Source organism: Staphylococcus sp. Marseille-Q5304, assembly GCF_943737015.1.
Classification (GTDB): Bacteria; Bacillota; Bacilli; order Staphylococcales; family Staphylococcaceae; genus Staphylococcus; species Staphylococcus hsinchuensis.
In genome coordinates this window covers 1,431,816-1,446,360 of record NZ_CALSFP010000001.1, presented here as the reverse complement: position 1 = coordinate 1,446,360, position 14,545 = coordinate 1,431,816, and the positions used below count along the sequence as shown (strand labels likewise).

Here is a 14,545-nt window from a genome sequence, read left to right as displayed (position 1 = left end):
GTCGGGACATCAAGTCCCGACCTCTTTGAATTTCAATCCTATTTTTTATATGTTGAAATATCGAAATATTTACCTAATTGACCAATTGAATCGTAAAAAGTTTTCATGCGTGTTGCGTTTTTCTCAGCCCAAGAAATATCTGTAGCGTATTGGTGTACACCTGGGTTTAATGGATTCCAACGCATTTTGTAAAGTGTGTTTTGACCTTGGTGGATATAAGAACCGGCAATGAATTTGGCACCGCCAACGATTGCTTTCTGTACTGTATCCCAACCATTGTTTTTCGCAGTTTTAAAGCCTTCTTTAACTGCATCACGATCAATCGCACCTATACCAAACATATTATAGTATTTAGGTGTTACATTTGTAACCACTTTATTATCAATTACATCTCCACCATTAGATAATGTTGAAGTACCATTACCTGTTTCTAATAATGCATGTGAGATTAAATAAATTTCATTGATATTATTCAGTTTAGCAGCTTCACTAAACGCTTCACCTTGCCCCTCTAAAATACCTTTTCCTTTTAATAACTTATTTAGATCCTCAGAAGGGATGTTTTGGGCTTTATCTAATTGTAAGAATTGGTATTTTTGAACTGGATCATTAGCTAATTTTGTAGTATCCATAGCTTGTTTGATTTCACTTGAAGTAGCATCTTCCCATTTACCAGCAATGCGTTGAATTTGTGGTTTTGCAGAAAGTGCTTTTTGTTTAGCTACGGCTTGATCTAATGTATAGCCTGATTGATTATATTGTACTAATTCTTTACGTAAATCACTTGCTTTAATCCAAACTACTTGGCCGTTAGCTAATTTACCATGATACCAAGTTACACCATTGATAGTTTGTTGTTCAAATACAGTGAAAATACCTGTATAGAAATCTTTTAATGAACCAGCTGGTGTTTTAGAAGTAGGATCAGTGTAATAATCACCATTTTCGTTATATATGATATAACTGAAATTCTTCGCTGTAACAGGTGATTGATTTACATCTTGATCATCAGCTTTAGTTAAATCTTTGCCTGCAATCCAACCAGTTTTATTGTTTACATTACCGTAAACATATTCATCTTTACCAACGTAAATTGACTTAGAAGCGTTGAAGTTATTGTCTTCAAGATTTTGTAAGTCGTCTAAGCGTTGCTTAGTAGTTCCCCATGGAATGACATAAAGACCGCCATTAGTTGATTTTACAATATATTTGTTATTGTTAGTAGTTGGTTTACTTAAACTTTGAGTATTAATATCATTTTTGTTTACCCAACCAATTGGTGTATTTTGTTGCGCATTTTGAATTAATACATAAGTGTTATCACCTTGTGTACGTTGCTTTGTTACTGTATACGTTTTTCCTGCATATTTTGTTGCATCTTTACCTTGTGGGTCATAAACAGTTGTTCTGATACCTGAATTAGTCGTATTTAATTGACCGATTTGACTTACTGATTGCGTTGAATTAGTCGCAGTTGCTGCTTCGTTAACAGTGATATCGCCAGTTTTCATCCAGCCGATATTTTCGTTTGAATTATTAGTAAGTAGGTAGAAAGATTTGTCACCTAAGTTAGCTTTCTTGCTTAATTTGTAAGTGTTGCCATTAACTGAAGATTTTTGAGTACCTGTCTTATCATAAACTGAACCATAAACACCGCTGTTAGTATTCTTAACAGTACCTTGTGTATTTGATAATTCAGTTACAGATAAATCATTGTTAACTTTAACTGCAACATCACCCGTTAACATCCAACCGATATTATCGCTTGAAGCGTTGTCAGTAAGTAAGTAGAAAGAACGATCACCTAATGTAGCTTTCTTACTTAATTTATAAGTATTTCCATTAACATAAGATTTTTGAGTACCTGTTGAATTATACACTGAAGTGAACACACCATTGTTTGTACGATTCACGATACCTTGAGTATTTGTTAAAGGTGTAACAGTTAATTGATTTTCAGTTGATGGTGTATCATCACTATCAGAACTTGAATCTGTAAGTTTATCTAGTCTTACCCAGCCAGATAGGTCATTGACTTTACCATATACATAGTTAGTTGAACCAACTTGTTGCATTTTTGTTCCATTAAATGTTTGTGTTGAAGATCCAGATACAGAGCCAACTTTTTGAGAAGAAGTTGCCCACGGTACGCTGTATACGTTTGAACCAGGTTCGATTTTATATGCTTTATCGATTGATTGTACTTTGTTTGCTGATTTATAAGTTACATCGTTTTGGTGGACCCAACCTAATAAACTATCTTTATTGTAGTCAGATACAAGGTAGAATTTTTCATCACCAATTGATGCTGATTTTGTAACTTTTAACGATTGGTTTGTACGACTCGTTTCTTTACCATCATGGTCATAAATTGTTGTATATAATCCATCATTTGTAGAACCAATGCGTGCCATTCCATTCGTAGTATTTACTGATACTTCACCTGTTTTAGGTTGATCGTTACTGCTGCCGTCTGTACTACCAGAAGAAGAAGCGCCCCATGGTGCAACTTGACCAGTTTGGATTAAGTATTTTTCTCTGATTAAGTCGTATAATTCATCATAAGTGTAGCCATGTTGAGCTAAGTAACCATGAGGGTCACTGTGGTCTGAACCGCCTAAATATTTACTTACTGCTCTATGTGTCCAAACAGTACCTTTTGCATCATACTCAGCACTATCAGGTTTTAAACCATAATAACGTAAATTTGTTGCTGCATAGTCAGCATAGTTATTGATAGATCTAGCAAACGAATCGTAATCGTGCGTATGAACAAGTTCAACATGGATGAAACGCTCATTTGCAGCTGGGCCAGCGCCCCAAGCAAGGTAATCCGTATTAGCTGTTTCAATTATACGATTTCCATCGACGTAAGCATGAACAAAAGCCATATTGTAATTGTTTTTCATGTAGTTGACTTCACCAGTAATTGTAGAGTTATCATTCGCAGTATCATGCATTACAATACCTTCTGGAGAACCGTAACGGTAGTTGTAACGTGGTAAATAACTTGCAATATCTTTCTCGTAATTTGGCGCTTCAAATTTATTTTTACGGATGTAATCATTAATTTTTGAACTTACTGTTGGCGTATATTTAGGAAGACTGCTTGTTGTCGCAGCTTCTTCAGTTAGGGAAGCTGAGCGTGTTGAAACTTTGTTTTCAGAACTATCAGTTGTTGAACCAGCTTCAGGAGCACTATAAGCTGCGAATGTTTTGAAAACTGGTGCTTCACTTGAGTTCGTGCTTTCTTGTTGAGTTGAATCATCAGTACTATTTGCAACTTTACGTGCAAGTGTATTTTCTGATGTTGCTTCTGCTAATTGTTCGCTGGAAGAAGTCGCATCGCCATCAGTAGATTGACTATCTTCAGAAGCTTGAGTGCTGTTATCTTCGCTGTCGTTTTGGTCAGCTACAGTAGAATCTTGGTTAGATTGAGATTGCACATCATCTTGTTGTTCACTAGAAGAAGTCGCATCGCCATCAGTAGATTGACTATCTTCAGAAGCTTGAGTGCTGTTATCTTCGCTGTCGTTTTGGTCAGCTACAGTAGAATCTTGGTTAGATTGAGATTGCACATCATCTTGTTGTTCACTAGAAGAAGTCGCATCGCCATCAGTAGATTGACTATCTTCAGAAGCTTGAGTGCTGTTATCTTCGCTGTCGTTTTGATCAGCTACAGTAGAATCTTGGTTAGATTGAGATTGTACGTCAGCTTGTTGTTCGCTAGAAGAAGTTGCATCACCATCAGTAGATTGACTATCTTCAGAAGCTTGAGTGCTGTTATCTTCGCTGTCGCTTTGTTCAGCTACAGTAGAATCTTGGTTAGATTGAGATTGCACGTCATCTTGTTGTTCACTAGAAGAAGTCGCATCACCATCAGTAGATTGACTATCTTCAGAAGCTTGAGTGCTGTTATCTTCGCTGTCGTTTTGATCAGCTACAGTAGAATCTTGGTTAGATTGAGATTGCACATCATCTTGTTGTTCACTGGAAGAAGTCGCATCGCCATCAGTAGATTGACTATCTTCAGAAGCTTGAGTGCTGTTATCTTCGCTGTCGTTTTGATCAGCTACAGTAGAATCTTGGTTAGATTGAGATTGCACATCATCTTGTTGTTCACTGGAAGAAGTCGCATCGCCATCAGTAGATTGACTATCTTCAGAAGCTTGAGTGCTGTTATCTTCGCTGTCGTTTTGATCAGCTACAGTAGAATCTTGGTTAGATTGAGATTGCACATCATCTTGTTGTTCACTAGAAGAAGTCGCATCACCGTCAGTAGATTGACTATCTTCAGAAGCTTGAGTGCTGTTGTCTTTACTGTCTTGTTGAGTAGTAGATGTTTGATCTTGAGTAGTTTGAGCACTTTCATTATTTAAATCATCTAACTGAGCATCGTAATTTGACTCGTCACTATCAGAAGTTTTGACTTGTGTTGGGTCTTGGTAAGCTTGTGTCCCTGAAATATTATTTGTTGGTTTACTCACTTCAGATTTAATTTGTTGACTGTCGTTAAGCGTTTTTTCATCATTTAAAACATTCGTATTTTTAGTTTGGTCTTGAGTGTTTTCTGATGCTTGTGCATGATGTGTTGATAACGCAGTACCAGCCAAAGTTAAAGCTAAGATTGACGGTACCTTGTAATTAAACTTTTTATTAGTCATAATTAATGCCCCTTTAACAAAATTAATTTAGTGTCATTATAATACGTTTAAATCGTACGTGGTTTGATTTCATCGTTTTGTAATAAAAAAGTAATGTTTTCGGTTAAGGTATGTTGGTGAATTATTGAACATGGTGTAGGTTAAATAGATGTTATTAATTTTATGTAAACGCTAGGGGGTCATTGTTTTATAAAATTTGTAAATTGTGTAATATATTAAGAAAATTTTTTGGACATAACGATATGTTCAATGTTTTCTTCCATAAAAACAGAACCCTCCGCTTGATATCCTAAAGTTTCATAAAACTTCTGCGCTTGACATTGGGCATTGAGTGTTACTTTAGAGAAACCCTCATCTTTAGCGTACTGTTCGATAAAATTCATTAATTTTTTACCATTACCTGATTTACGAAATTGCTTTGTGATTGCGACTCTTTCGATCTTTGCTTTATCATCTACAGCACGTAATCGTCCTGTAGCAAAAGGGATGTTTTCCTCATAACCGATAAAATGAGTGGATGTTTTATCATGTGCATCAAGTTCATTTTCTAGTGGAACGCCTTGCTCTTCTACAAAGACTTTTTTACGTACTTCGAAAGCGTCTTCCAGCATTTTATTTGTTGTTACCTTTTGAAACATACTTCAACACCTCGTTTAATATAATTAAAATAACCCTACCATAGTAGCTATGATAGGGCAACGTCCATTAAATTATTGAGCTTCTTGACGAATAATCGCTGAATATTGCCAAAATATTCTCATCTGAGCAATATTCCAATTATTCATTCCCATAGTGAAACCTGATGGTTTGAAAATATTCACATCAGTAACTTCTAAAGCAGCAGCAACTAAATATTGGATTGGGATACTAATCTGTTTCATCGTTTCAGTAATACCATTTTCATCATAAACCCAAGAAAATGGTAACTCTGCTTCAAACACATCGACTTTATCGAAGATTTCTGGTAATGCTACGATATAACATGCGCCATCAACGATTGGATTGTGTTCACTATCCTTATAATAAATTCTTAAGGCTTCATAATTTTCACGATGTTCATGGTTGACGTAAAAGAATTCATTTCTAAATAGAGCCATGTCTTTACTGTGGATTAATTGTTGTTCCAGAATATTGAACATACCATTGATATGAGCAATTTTTTCATATGTTTTACGTGACATGTCGCGTACTCCTCTCTACTTTGAGTATTAAAGTTGAAAATTAGTAAACTGCATTTTGTTGCTGTGTCTGACCTTCTTGATAGTTTGAATTACCAGTGGATTGTTGTGTTTGTGAATCCATAGATTGATTGTCGTTAGTTTGAGTATTATTAGTATTTTGATTTGATTCATTGTCGTTTTCGTTATTATTATTTTCATCATCAGAAGTATCGTTCTGATTCTTTTTAAGTAAACTACTATCAATTTTAGTCTGTGGCACGAGTGTACCATAAAAATCAGTTACACGTTGATTTAAAAATGCATCTTTATCACTAATTTTAGGGAGATTTAAATCATTACGCAATAAATTTGAAGTATTTTGGATACTTTTTATTGAAGGATTGTAATAGTAAATACCTTTTAGATAATCATCTTTACCTTTGAGTTGTTTACTTTTTATATCCATATCATGACGCATGTAAGTTGAAACAAAGCCTTCCATTTCTTTCTGACTAAAGTTATGTTTAGAATTTTTACCTACAATGCTAATGACGTTATCCAATTTATCGAATGAATTTGTCTGTTGTGCTTTGGCGAATAATATTTTAATAAGTTCCATTTGACGTTCGCCGCGTTTTAGATCTGAATCATGATGTCTTGTTCGAGCTACAGCAAGCGCTTGATCACCATTTAATGTTTGGTAACCTTTTTTAACTTTAATATTGCCATCGTCATTCGTATTTGGTTCATCTAAATTATAAGGTACATCGTATTTGATACCGCCAAGTTCATCAACTGCGTCAACGAAGGCATCCATATTTATTCTTATATAATAATCGACAGGCACATTTAATGTTGCTTCTACAGCGTCCATTGAGGAAGTAGGTCCACCAAATACATGAGCATGTGTGATTTTATCATAGTAGCCAACTTTAGGAATATAACTTACCGTATCTCTTGGAATACTTAACAATCTTATTCTATTTTTATCTGCGTTAAATGTAGAGAGGATCATTGCATCACTTCTAGAATGTTCAGTTGTCTGTCCATTTTCTTCTCTACCACTATTTTCATCGATTCCTAAAAATAAAATTGTAAAAGGGTCCTTAGAAGGATCTATTTTTGATTTTCTTACATTTGAAGTTCGATCAGAATCATCTTGGTTATATGAGTTTTCAAATGCTTTTTCAGAAGATTTTAGTATAGTAATAGCAAAGATAATTGGAACAACTACAAGAATTAATGAGAGTAATATAAGAAAGTATTTAAAAAATTTATTCATGTTTGAAGCTCCTTAAATATATGATTGATTTGGAATTTTTATACAATGTTAAGAATGTAAATTTATTGTAAAGTATAAATGTGCTATAACTTATTATTCTATTACTAATAGAGTAATTTATCAATAAAGAAATAAAATTTGTCAAATAAATATCTCAATTTAGGTGAAAATCATCTTAATTAATCGAGGTGTTAGTATAAAATGATTTCTTGCGTAACTTACGATATAATGGGGAATGCAATGACTTTGAAATTGAGAAGATCTATATAGATGATATATAAACCTTGTGCTTAAAATATAAGGAGGATAATTATGAAACAACAGTGGTTGGACAAGATTGATGAAAGTCTAGTGAAATCATTTTATGATCAACAATCAGAAAATGAACAACATGAAGGATTCGAAAATATTTTAAGTTTTGGTACGGCTGGTATACGTAGCAAGATCGGTTTAGGACCAGGCTATTTGAATGCATTCACAGTTCGAAAAGTTGCATTAGGATTAGCAAAGTATTTAAAGGCACAAACTGATGAACCTAAAGCAGTAATATATTATGATACAAGATTACTATCTGATGAATTCAGTGTAGAAATGGCTAGCGTAATGGGCACTTTTGGTGTTCAAGTTATACTTGCTAACAGCTATAAATCAACACCTGAATTATCATTTGCAGTAAAACATTTAAAAGCTGATGCAGGTGTAATGATTACAGCAAGTCATAATCCTAAACAATATAATGGAATAAAAGTTTACAATGAAAAAGGTGGCCAATTACTTCCAGATACTTCAGAAGCATTGAGTGAGTATATTAATAACATCAAAGAGCCTTTAACGATCGAAAAGGGAAATTTCAATGCATTAGTAGATGAAAATGCGATTGTATTTATTAATCAGGATTTAATCGAAGAATATAAACAAGAAGTTAAAGATTTAGTTGGTACAATTGAAGGTAATGAAACACAAGTGGTATTAACGAGTTTACATGGAACGAGTTTACCGATACTTTCTGAAATTTTAGATGAGCTTGACTTCAATCAATATGTAATAGAAGACACACAATCAAAACCTGATGGAAACTTCCCAACAGTGAAAGCAGCAAATCCTGAAGAAGAAGCAGTATTTGAACGTAGCTTAAAATTAGCAGAAGAACGAGATGCACAATTAATCATAGCTACTGATCCTGATGCCGATCGTTTAGGATTTATAGAAAGATATGGCAATAATGATTATAAATATTTTAACGGTAATGAAATTGGATTATTATTGATGAAGTTAAGATTCCAAGTACTAGTGGATGAAGGTAAACCATTGTATATTGTGAAATCTATCGTAACAAGTGAACTTGCTGATAGACTTGCACATGCATTAGATGTAGAAGTAAACAATGTGTTGACAGGTTTTAAATTTATTTCAGATAAAATTGAGGAAAAAGAATCCGACGGGAAAGACCAATTACTACTTGCATTTGAAGAAAGTCATGGATATTTAGCTAAACCAATTTCTAGAGATAAGGATGCAATACAAATTGCGCCTTTATTAATCAAATATAAAAACTTACTTGCAAAAAATGGTCTTACCTTTAAAGATGAAATGAATGATATTTATCAAAATATTGGTAAATTTGAGAATCGTACATTAGCGCCAGAGTTTGAAGGTGAAGCTGGTCGAAGTAAAATAGTGAATATCATGGAAAGATTTAGAAATGAACCACAAACTCAAATTTGTGGTATAGACGTTAAACAAATAGAAGACTATCAAAAAGGTTCTGTTAAAAATCTTGAAACAGGGGAGACAGAATCACTTACATTACCAAATACGAATTTGGTTAGATTTATTTTTGATGATGGTTTTATTGCATTACGACCATCAGGCACAGAGCCAAAGTTAAAAGTGTATTTTTCACTAAAAGCAGAAAATATAGATGAAATTACAGACCAATTTATGAAAGAATATATTGAGACTGTATAAAATTCACTATGTGTGAAACGCTTGTCTCCATTGACTAAGTTAAAATTAAATATTCATATAACAATAAAAAGGGGAGGAAGACAGAAATCGAATTTTTAATAAAGATTTCATAGTCCCACCCCCGGCAAAGATGACTAGGATTGAAAAAGCTTGATATAAGCGCATTTTCAATCCAGACATCTACTGATCTACTGCCAAGTTGACAACGAGTCTGAGACACCTATTTTGTCTCAGACTCGTTTTTATATAGATTTATTAAAGTTTTTGTCAAAATCATTTTGAAAACTTGATATTGAGAATTTTAATTGCTGTTAAATTTCTCAGTTTAAATATATCTAAAGTTAATATTTAGCAATATTCTAGTGCTTCGAAAAATAGCTTTTCTAAAGTTTGAGGGTGAATTGATTTTACAACAGAACAGTTAGGGAAATGACTTGCGAAATCTGTAACTGTAGCACCACGAGTTAACTCGCCGGAAATTTCAATTTGAACATCTGCTTCTTCAACTTCGAATTCTTCCGGATGTAATAAATAAAGCACTGTATAAACGTCGTATAAGTTTAATCCTTTTTCGAAGTCATCACCTTTATAATGTTTGAAAATTTTATATAACATTTGTGTTGCGTCGTTTTGTGATTTGAGTTTTTCTAAACTATCGTGACTTAAAGTTGAACTTCTAGCAACATCTAAGCCTACCATCGTAATTGGCAATCCTGAATCAAACACAATCTTGGCTGCTTCTGGATCACAATATATATTAAATTCAGCTAGGGGAGTCACATTTCCTCTGCCAGTTGATCCACCCATTAATATGACTTCCTTTATATAATCTTTAACCTCAGGATAAGTAGATAATAGTAACGCTATATTTGTAAGTGGCCCTATAGGAATCAATGTAATAGGGTCTTCAGAATTAAGTATAGTTTGACGCATGACTTCTACTGCATGCGAGGAGGCTAAATCTTTTTCATTAATTTCTGGAAAATCATAACCGTCCATACCTGATTCACCATGAACAATACTTGCATCATACAAATCGTTTAATAATGGGCGAGAAGCACCGCGATGTACAGGCACATCACTGTTAAAAAACTTTTTAAGTTTTAATGCATTTGCTGTAGTTTTTTCGATACCTACATTTCCATTTACAGTTGTTATCATTTTTAGGTCGAAATTCGGATGATTTAAAGCGATGCTTAATGTGGCTGCATCATCAATTCCTGGATCTGTATCAATAATGATTGGTTGTTTCAACGTTTCATCCCCCTATAGTATTAAAGTTTATACATCCACTATATCATTTATAGGTGTAAGTCTAAAAAGATGTATATACATAAAAAAACAAACCAAATGCTTAAAGCATTTGGTTTGTTCGTCTTTTATTAAAGGTGACCTGAGTGTCCGCCTTGCATAACCCAATAAGTACCAATAACAGTAATTAACGTTATGATAATTGCGAATAACACTTTGAAACCTTGTAAGTTACCATCTTTACCTTCAGTTAAGTGCATGAACATTAATAATTGAACTGCAGCTTGAATGAAAGCAAAACCAAAGATGATAGTAATCTTAGCGTTAAGTGCCATTGACGTATACAGTGTTACGTATACTGCTAAAATCGTTAAAACAATAGAGGCGATAAAACCGATTGTGTGTTTTACTATTGTATTCATCCGCTAAACACCATCCCTACCATATATACGGCTGTGAAGATGAAGATCCAAACAACATCTAAGAAGTGCCAGTATAAACTTACTATAAATAATTTAGGAGCGTTATCTTTATTTAAACCTCTCATTGCAATTTGAATTAATAAACAAATAATCCAAAAGATACCTAATGTTACGTGGGCACCGTGTGTTCCTAATAGGATGAAGAAGCTTGACCAGAATGACCCAATAGTAGGGTTAACACCTTCATGGGCATAGTGGGCGAACTCGTAAATTTCGAATCCTACGAACACAGCACCTAGTAAGATTGTGATGATCATCCAAATCATCATTAAATTTTGTTTTTCTTGTCGCATGTAATAAATTGAAATACCACAAGTGTAAGAACTAATTAATAATGAGAATGTCATTATAAGAACAAGTGGTAATTCGAATAATTCGGTAGTTAATTTGCCTGCGTAATCACCGCCGTGTTGCAACGTAATTAATGTTGCGAATAACGTACCAAATAGTGAGAATTCGGCTGTAAGGAAAATCCAAAATCCAAGTTTGTTTAAATTTCCTTCATGCGAACGAGAATCTATCGTATTTGCATTATGACTCATGTCTTACAGCCTCCTTTTCTTTAATACGTGCTTGACGTAAACGTTCTTCAGTTTCTTTAACTTCTGATGCATGGATATGGTAACCATGATCAATTTGGAAACTGCGGTAAATCATAGTACCAAAGACACCAAGTAATGAAATAATTGCTGGAACCATAGTTTCAAAGATAAAGAAGAAACCACCGATTGTGAAGAATATACCCATCAATAGACCAACAATTGTATTGTTTGGCATGTGGATGTCTTTGTAATTGTGATTATCTAAATAATGTCTACCGTGTTCTTTCATATCAACAAAAGTATCATAGTCATTCCATTCTGGAGTAATAGCGAAGTTGTACTTAGGTGGCATTGCTGAAGCAGTTGACCATTCTAAAGTACGTCCTAAGCCATCCCAGTTATCACCAGTTGCTTCACGTGGTGATTTGAAGAAGCTGTATACGATACTTGCTACTAAGAACATAAATCCTAGTGCCATCATTAGGGCACCTAGAGTTGAGATTGCGTTTAATAACCACCAGCCGTCTTCAGGCATGTAAGTGTATAAACGACGTGGCATACCATCAAGACCTAATACGAATTGTGGTAAGAAACAAACGTTAAAGCCAATCATAAATAACCAGAAACACCATTTATTTAATGTTTCATTTAACTTATGACCAGTCATCTTAGGATACCAGAATATTAAACCAGCTAACATCGCGAATACAACACCTGTTACTAATGTGTAGTGGAAGTGTGCCACTAGGAAGTACGTATTGTGGTATTGGTAATCGGCTGCTGCCATCGCTAACATGACACCTGTAACTCCTCCTAATAAGAAGTTAGGGATGAAAGCTAATGAGAATAACATTGGTGATTCGAAAGTAATTCGACCTTGATATAAAGTGAATAACCAGTTGAATAATTTTACACCAGTTGGTATACCTATCAACATTGTTGTGATTGAGAAGAATGAGTTAATTAAAGAACCATTACCCATTGTGAAGAAATGGTGAACCCAAACTAAGAAACTTAAGAATGCGATACCTGCTGTTGCCCAAACCATGCTTTGGTGTCCGAATAAACGTTTACGGGCAAAGGTAGGTATGATTTCTGAATATATACCAAATGCCGGCAAGATAACGATATAAACCTCAGGGTGCCCCCATACCCAGAAGAAGTTTGCCCAGAGCATTGGCATACCACCATTTGCAACTGTAAAGAATGTAGTGTCGAATATTCTATCAGTTGTAAATAATGCTAACGCAACTGTAAGTACTGGGAATGCCAAGATAACGATTAATGCTGTGATGAATGCTGTTACTGTGAACATTGGCATTTCCATAAATTTCATTGTAGGTGTTTTACATCTTAGTATCGTTACGAAGAAGTTAATACCGGTCATCAGTGAACCAATACCGGATATCTGTATGGCTACTAAGTAATAGTTAACACCAGGTCCTGGACTGAATTCTCCTGCAAGTGGTGCGTAGTTAGTCCAACCAGCTGCTGGTGAACCACCGATAATGAATGATAGGTTGAATAACACCATACCAGAGAAGAATAACCAGAAACTAATACTATTTAATACTGGGAATGCTACGTCGCGTGCACCAATTTGTAATGGTACTACGACATTCCATAAACCGAATACGAAAGGCATTGCCATGAAGATGATCATGATAACACCATGCGTACTGAAAATTTCATTATAGTGGTTAGATTCTAAGAATTTATTATCTGGAATCGTTAATTGAGCACGTAGTAATAATGCATCAATACCACCTCTGACAAACATCAGTACAGCACAGATTAAGTACATCGCACCAATTTTCTTATGGTCGACAGACGTGAACCATTCCTTGTAAAGATATTTCCATAATTTAAAGTACGTAATAACGGCAATGAGTCCAATGATAAAGAATGGGGCACCAATCTGTGCCATTGTAATCATCCAGTTACCATGAACGATCAATTGATCCCATGGAAAGTTCATTAATGTCCACCTCCATTTTCTTGGTCTTTTTTCTCAATTTTAGATGCTTCTTTGTCTTTAGCACCTTCAGAGAGTTTTTCCATTTCATCCATATTATGTGATTCTTTTTCTTTGAATTCACTGTCATATGGTTCGTCATTTTTCAGAATCGTAGGTGTCATGCCATGACGTTTATAGTTAGGGTTTGTGATCTTAGGCTTACGTGCAGGTTGATCAGGTTTATCTAATACATCTTCTTTAATTTGTTTTTCAGAATTAAAGTTTGGATCTTTTTGAACATAGTTATAACGATCGTATGCATAGAATAAATATTCTGGATCAGCTGCAGGATCGACAAACGCCATATGCGTACCACTGAATGTTAATTTTTTGTTTTCAGTCGTAGGTAAAAGTTGCTTATCAAATGTATCTTGTTTTAATTTTTTCTTAGATTGAGCTTTTTTCACCCATTTATCAAAATCTTTTTGACTGACTGAGTTAACATCGAAAGTTTGACGGGCGAAACCTTCACCGTTGAAGTTTGAGTTTCGTCCTCTGAATTTACCTTCTTCACTAGCTGTTAAGGTCCAATCCATTGTCATACCTGTCATAGCGTATTTTTGACCACCTAGTTGAGGAATCCAGAAACTTGTCATCGTATCCATTGATTGGAGTTTGAAGACAACAGGACGATCCTTAGGAATTGTTAAATGGTTAATCGTTTCTACCTTTTGTTCAGGATAACTGAAGAACCATTTAAAACCAGCACTTGTAGCATAAACAACAAGCGGGTCATCCTTTTTCTTAACTGGTTTGTCATATTCGTAAAGTGATTTAACTGTTGGAATAGCTAAAGCAATTACGATGATGACTGGAATAATAAACCAGATAAGTTCCATTAAGGAATTGTGGTGCATTTTACCAGATTCTTTGGTGTTTCCTATTCTATATTTCCATAGGAATAGCGCGAACATTATAAGCACCGCGGCAATGATAACAAGCATGAAGATAATTGAATAGATAATCAAGAATCTAGAATCGCTTGCCATTGGCCCTTTTGGGTTTAAAACTTCTACATTAGAACAACCACTTAGTAACATAAGTGACCCTAATAGTAGAAGCAAAGACTTAAATTTTGACACTTTATTGACCTCCTAATACTACAATTGTAGGGCTTATCATCAATTTTAAGATATTACGCGATATTTACAAGTGCTTATCACAAAAAAATTATTTAAA

Annotated in this window: 10 protein-coding genes; 1 reads left to right on the top strand and 9 read right to left on the bottom strand. The window is 34.5% G+C overall.

What is annotated here, in order from left to right; genetic code table 11:
- Positions 1 to 38 precede the first annotated feature (38 nt).
- From NGI30_RS07155 to NGI30_RS07140, 4 genes are all read right to left on the bottom strand, one after another.
- The gene (locus tag NGI30_RS07155; RefSeq protein ID WP_251943173.1) at positions 39 to 4,664 is read right to left on the bottom strand and encodes a GW dipeptide domain-containing protein; all 4,626 of its coding nucleotides are present in this window, start codon (positions 4,662 to 4,664) and stop codon (positions 39 to 41) included.
- Positions 4,665 to 4,879: 215 nt separating this feature from the next.
- Entirely contained in the window at positions 4,880 to 5,302 is a 423-nt protein-coding gene (locus NGI30_RS07150; RefSeq protein ID WP_251515913.1) for a GNAT family N-acetyltransferase, read from the bottom strand.
- Positions 5,303 to 5,374: 72 nt separating this feature from the next.
- A complete protein-coding gene (locus NGI30_RS07145; RefSeq protein ID WP_251515916.1) occupies positions 5,375 to 5,845 on the bottom strand; it encodes a DUF2538 family protein in 471 nt (156 codons plus the stop codon).
- Positions 5,846 to 5,885: 40 nt separating this feature from the next.
- Complete coding sequence (locus tag NGI30_RS07140) at positions 5,886 to 7,106, bottom strand: LCP family protein (RefSeq protein ID WP_251943172.1); 1,221 nt, start codon at positions 7,104 to 7,106, stop codon at positions 5,886 to 5,888.
- A gap of 312 nt (positions 7,107 to 7,418) precedes the next feature.
- Between NGI30_RS07140 and NGI30_RS07135 the strand changes: the two genes are divergently transcribed.
- A complete protein-coding gene (locus tag NGI30_RS07135; protein ID WP_251515922.1) occupies positions 7,419 to 9,074 on the top strand; it encodes a phospho-sugar mutase in 1,656 nt (551 codons plus the stop codon).
- 348 nt (positions 9,075 to 9,422) lie between these two features.
- Here the strand turns inward: NGI30_RS07135 and rihC are convergent, their stop codons facing one another.
- From rihC to qoxA, 5 genes are all read right to left on the bottom strand, one after another.
- Positions 9,423 to 10,328, bottom strand: a complete 906-nt coding sequence (gene rihC / locus NGI30_RS07130) for a ribonucleoside hydrolase RihC (protein ID WP_251943170.1) — start codon at positions 10,326 to 10,328, stop codon at positions 9,423 to 9,425.
- A 128-nt stretch (positions 10,329 to 10,456) separates the two neighbouring features.
- Positions 10,457 to 10,747, bottom strand: a complete 291-nt coding sequence (gene qoxD, locus NGI30_RS07125; RefSeq protein WP_251515980.1) for a cytochrome aa3 quinol oxidase subunit IV — start codon at positions 10,745 to 10,747, stop codon at positions 10,457 to 10,459.
- Complete coding sequence (gene qoxC, locus NGI30_RS07120; RefSeq protein WP_251516005.1) at positions 10,744 to 11,349, bottom strand: cytochrome aa3 quinol oxidase subunit III; 606 nt, start codon at positions 11,347 to 11,349, stop codon at positions 10,744 to 10,746. The genes qoxD and qoxC overlap by 4 nt, the downstream gene beginning before the upstream one ends.
- Entirely contained in the window at positions 11,339 to 13,327 is a 1,989-nt protein-coding gene (gene qoxB, locus NGI30_RS07115) for a cytochrome aa3 quinol oxidase subunit I (protein ID WP_251943168.1), read from the bottom strand. Before qoxB ends, qoxC begins: the two co-directional genes overlap by 11 nt.
- Positions 13,327 to 14,448 carry a cytochrome aa3 quinol oxidase subunit II gene (qoxA, locus tag NGI30_RS07110; protein ID WP_251516009.1) on the bottom strand — a complete coding sequence of 374 codons (1,122 nt, stop codon included), beginning with the start codon at positions 14,446 to 14,448 and terminating at the stop codon, positions 13,327 to 13,329. Before qoxA ends, qoxB begins: the two co-directional genes overlap by 1 nt.
- Between the last annotated feature and the right edge of the window lie 97 nt (positions 14,449 to 14,545).

Coding starts and splice junctions, on each gene's coding strand:
- NGI30_RS07155 (WP_251943173.1), bottom strand. CDS start 4,664: ATGACTAATAAAAAGTTTAATTACAAGGTACCGTCAATCTTAGCTTTA.
- NGI30_RS07135 (WP_251515922.1), top strand. CDS start 7,419: ATGAAACAACAGTGGTTGGACAAGATTGATGAAAGTCTAGTGAAATCA.
- NGI30_RS07150 (WP_251515913.1), bottom strand. CDS start 5,302: ATGTTTCAAAAGGTAACAACAAATAAAATGCTGGAAGACGCTTTCGAA.
- qoxC (WP_251516005.1), bottom strand. CDS start 11,349: ATGAGTCATAATGCAAATACGATAGATTCTCGTTCGCATGAAGGAAAT.
- NGI30_RS07140 (WP_251943172.1), bottom strand. CDS start 7,106: ATGAATAAATTTTTTAAATACTTTCTTATATTACTCTCATTAATTCTT.
- NGI30_RS07145 (WP_251515916.1), bottom strand. CDS start 5,845: ATGTCACGTAAAACATATGAAAAAATTGCTCATATCAATGGTATGTTC.
- qoxB (WP_251943168.1), bottom strand. CDS start 13,327: ATGAACTTTCCATGGGATCAATTGATCGTTCATGGTAACTGGATGATT.
- qoxD (WP_251515980.1), bottom strand. CDS start 10,747: ATGAATACAATAGTAAAACACACAATCGGTTTTATCGCCTCTATTGTT.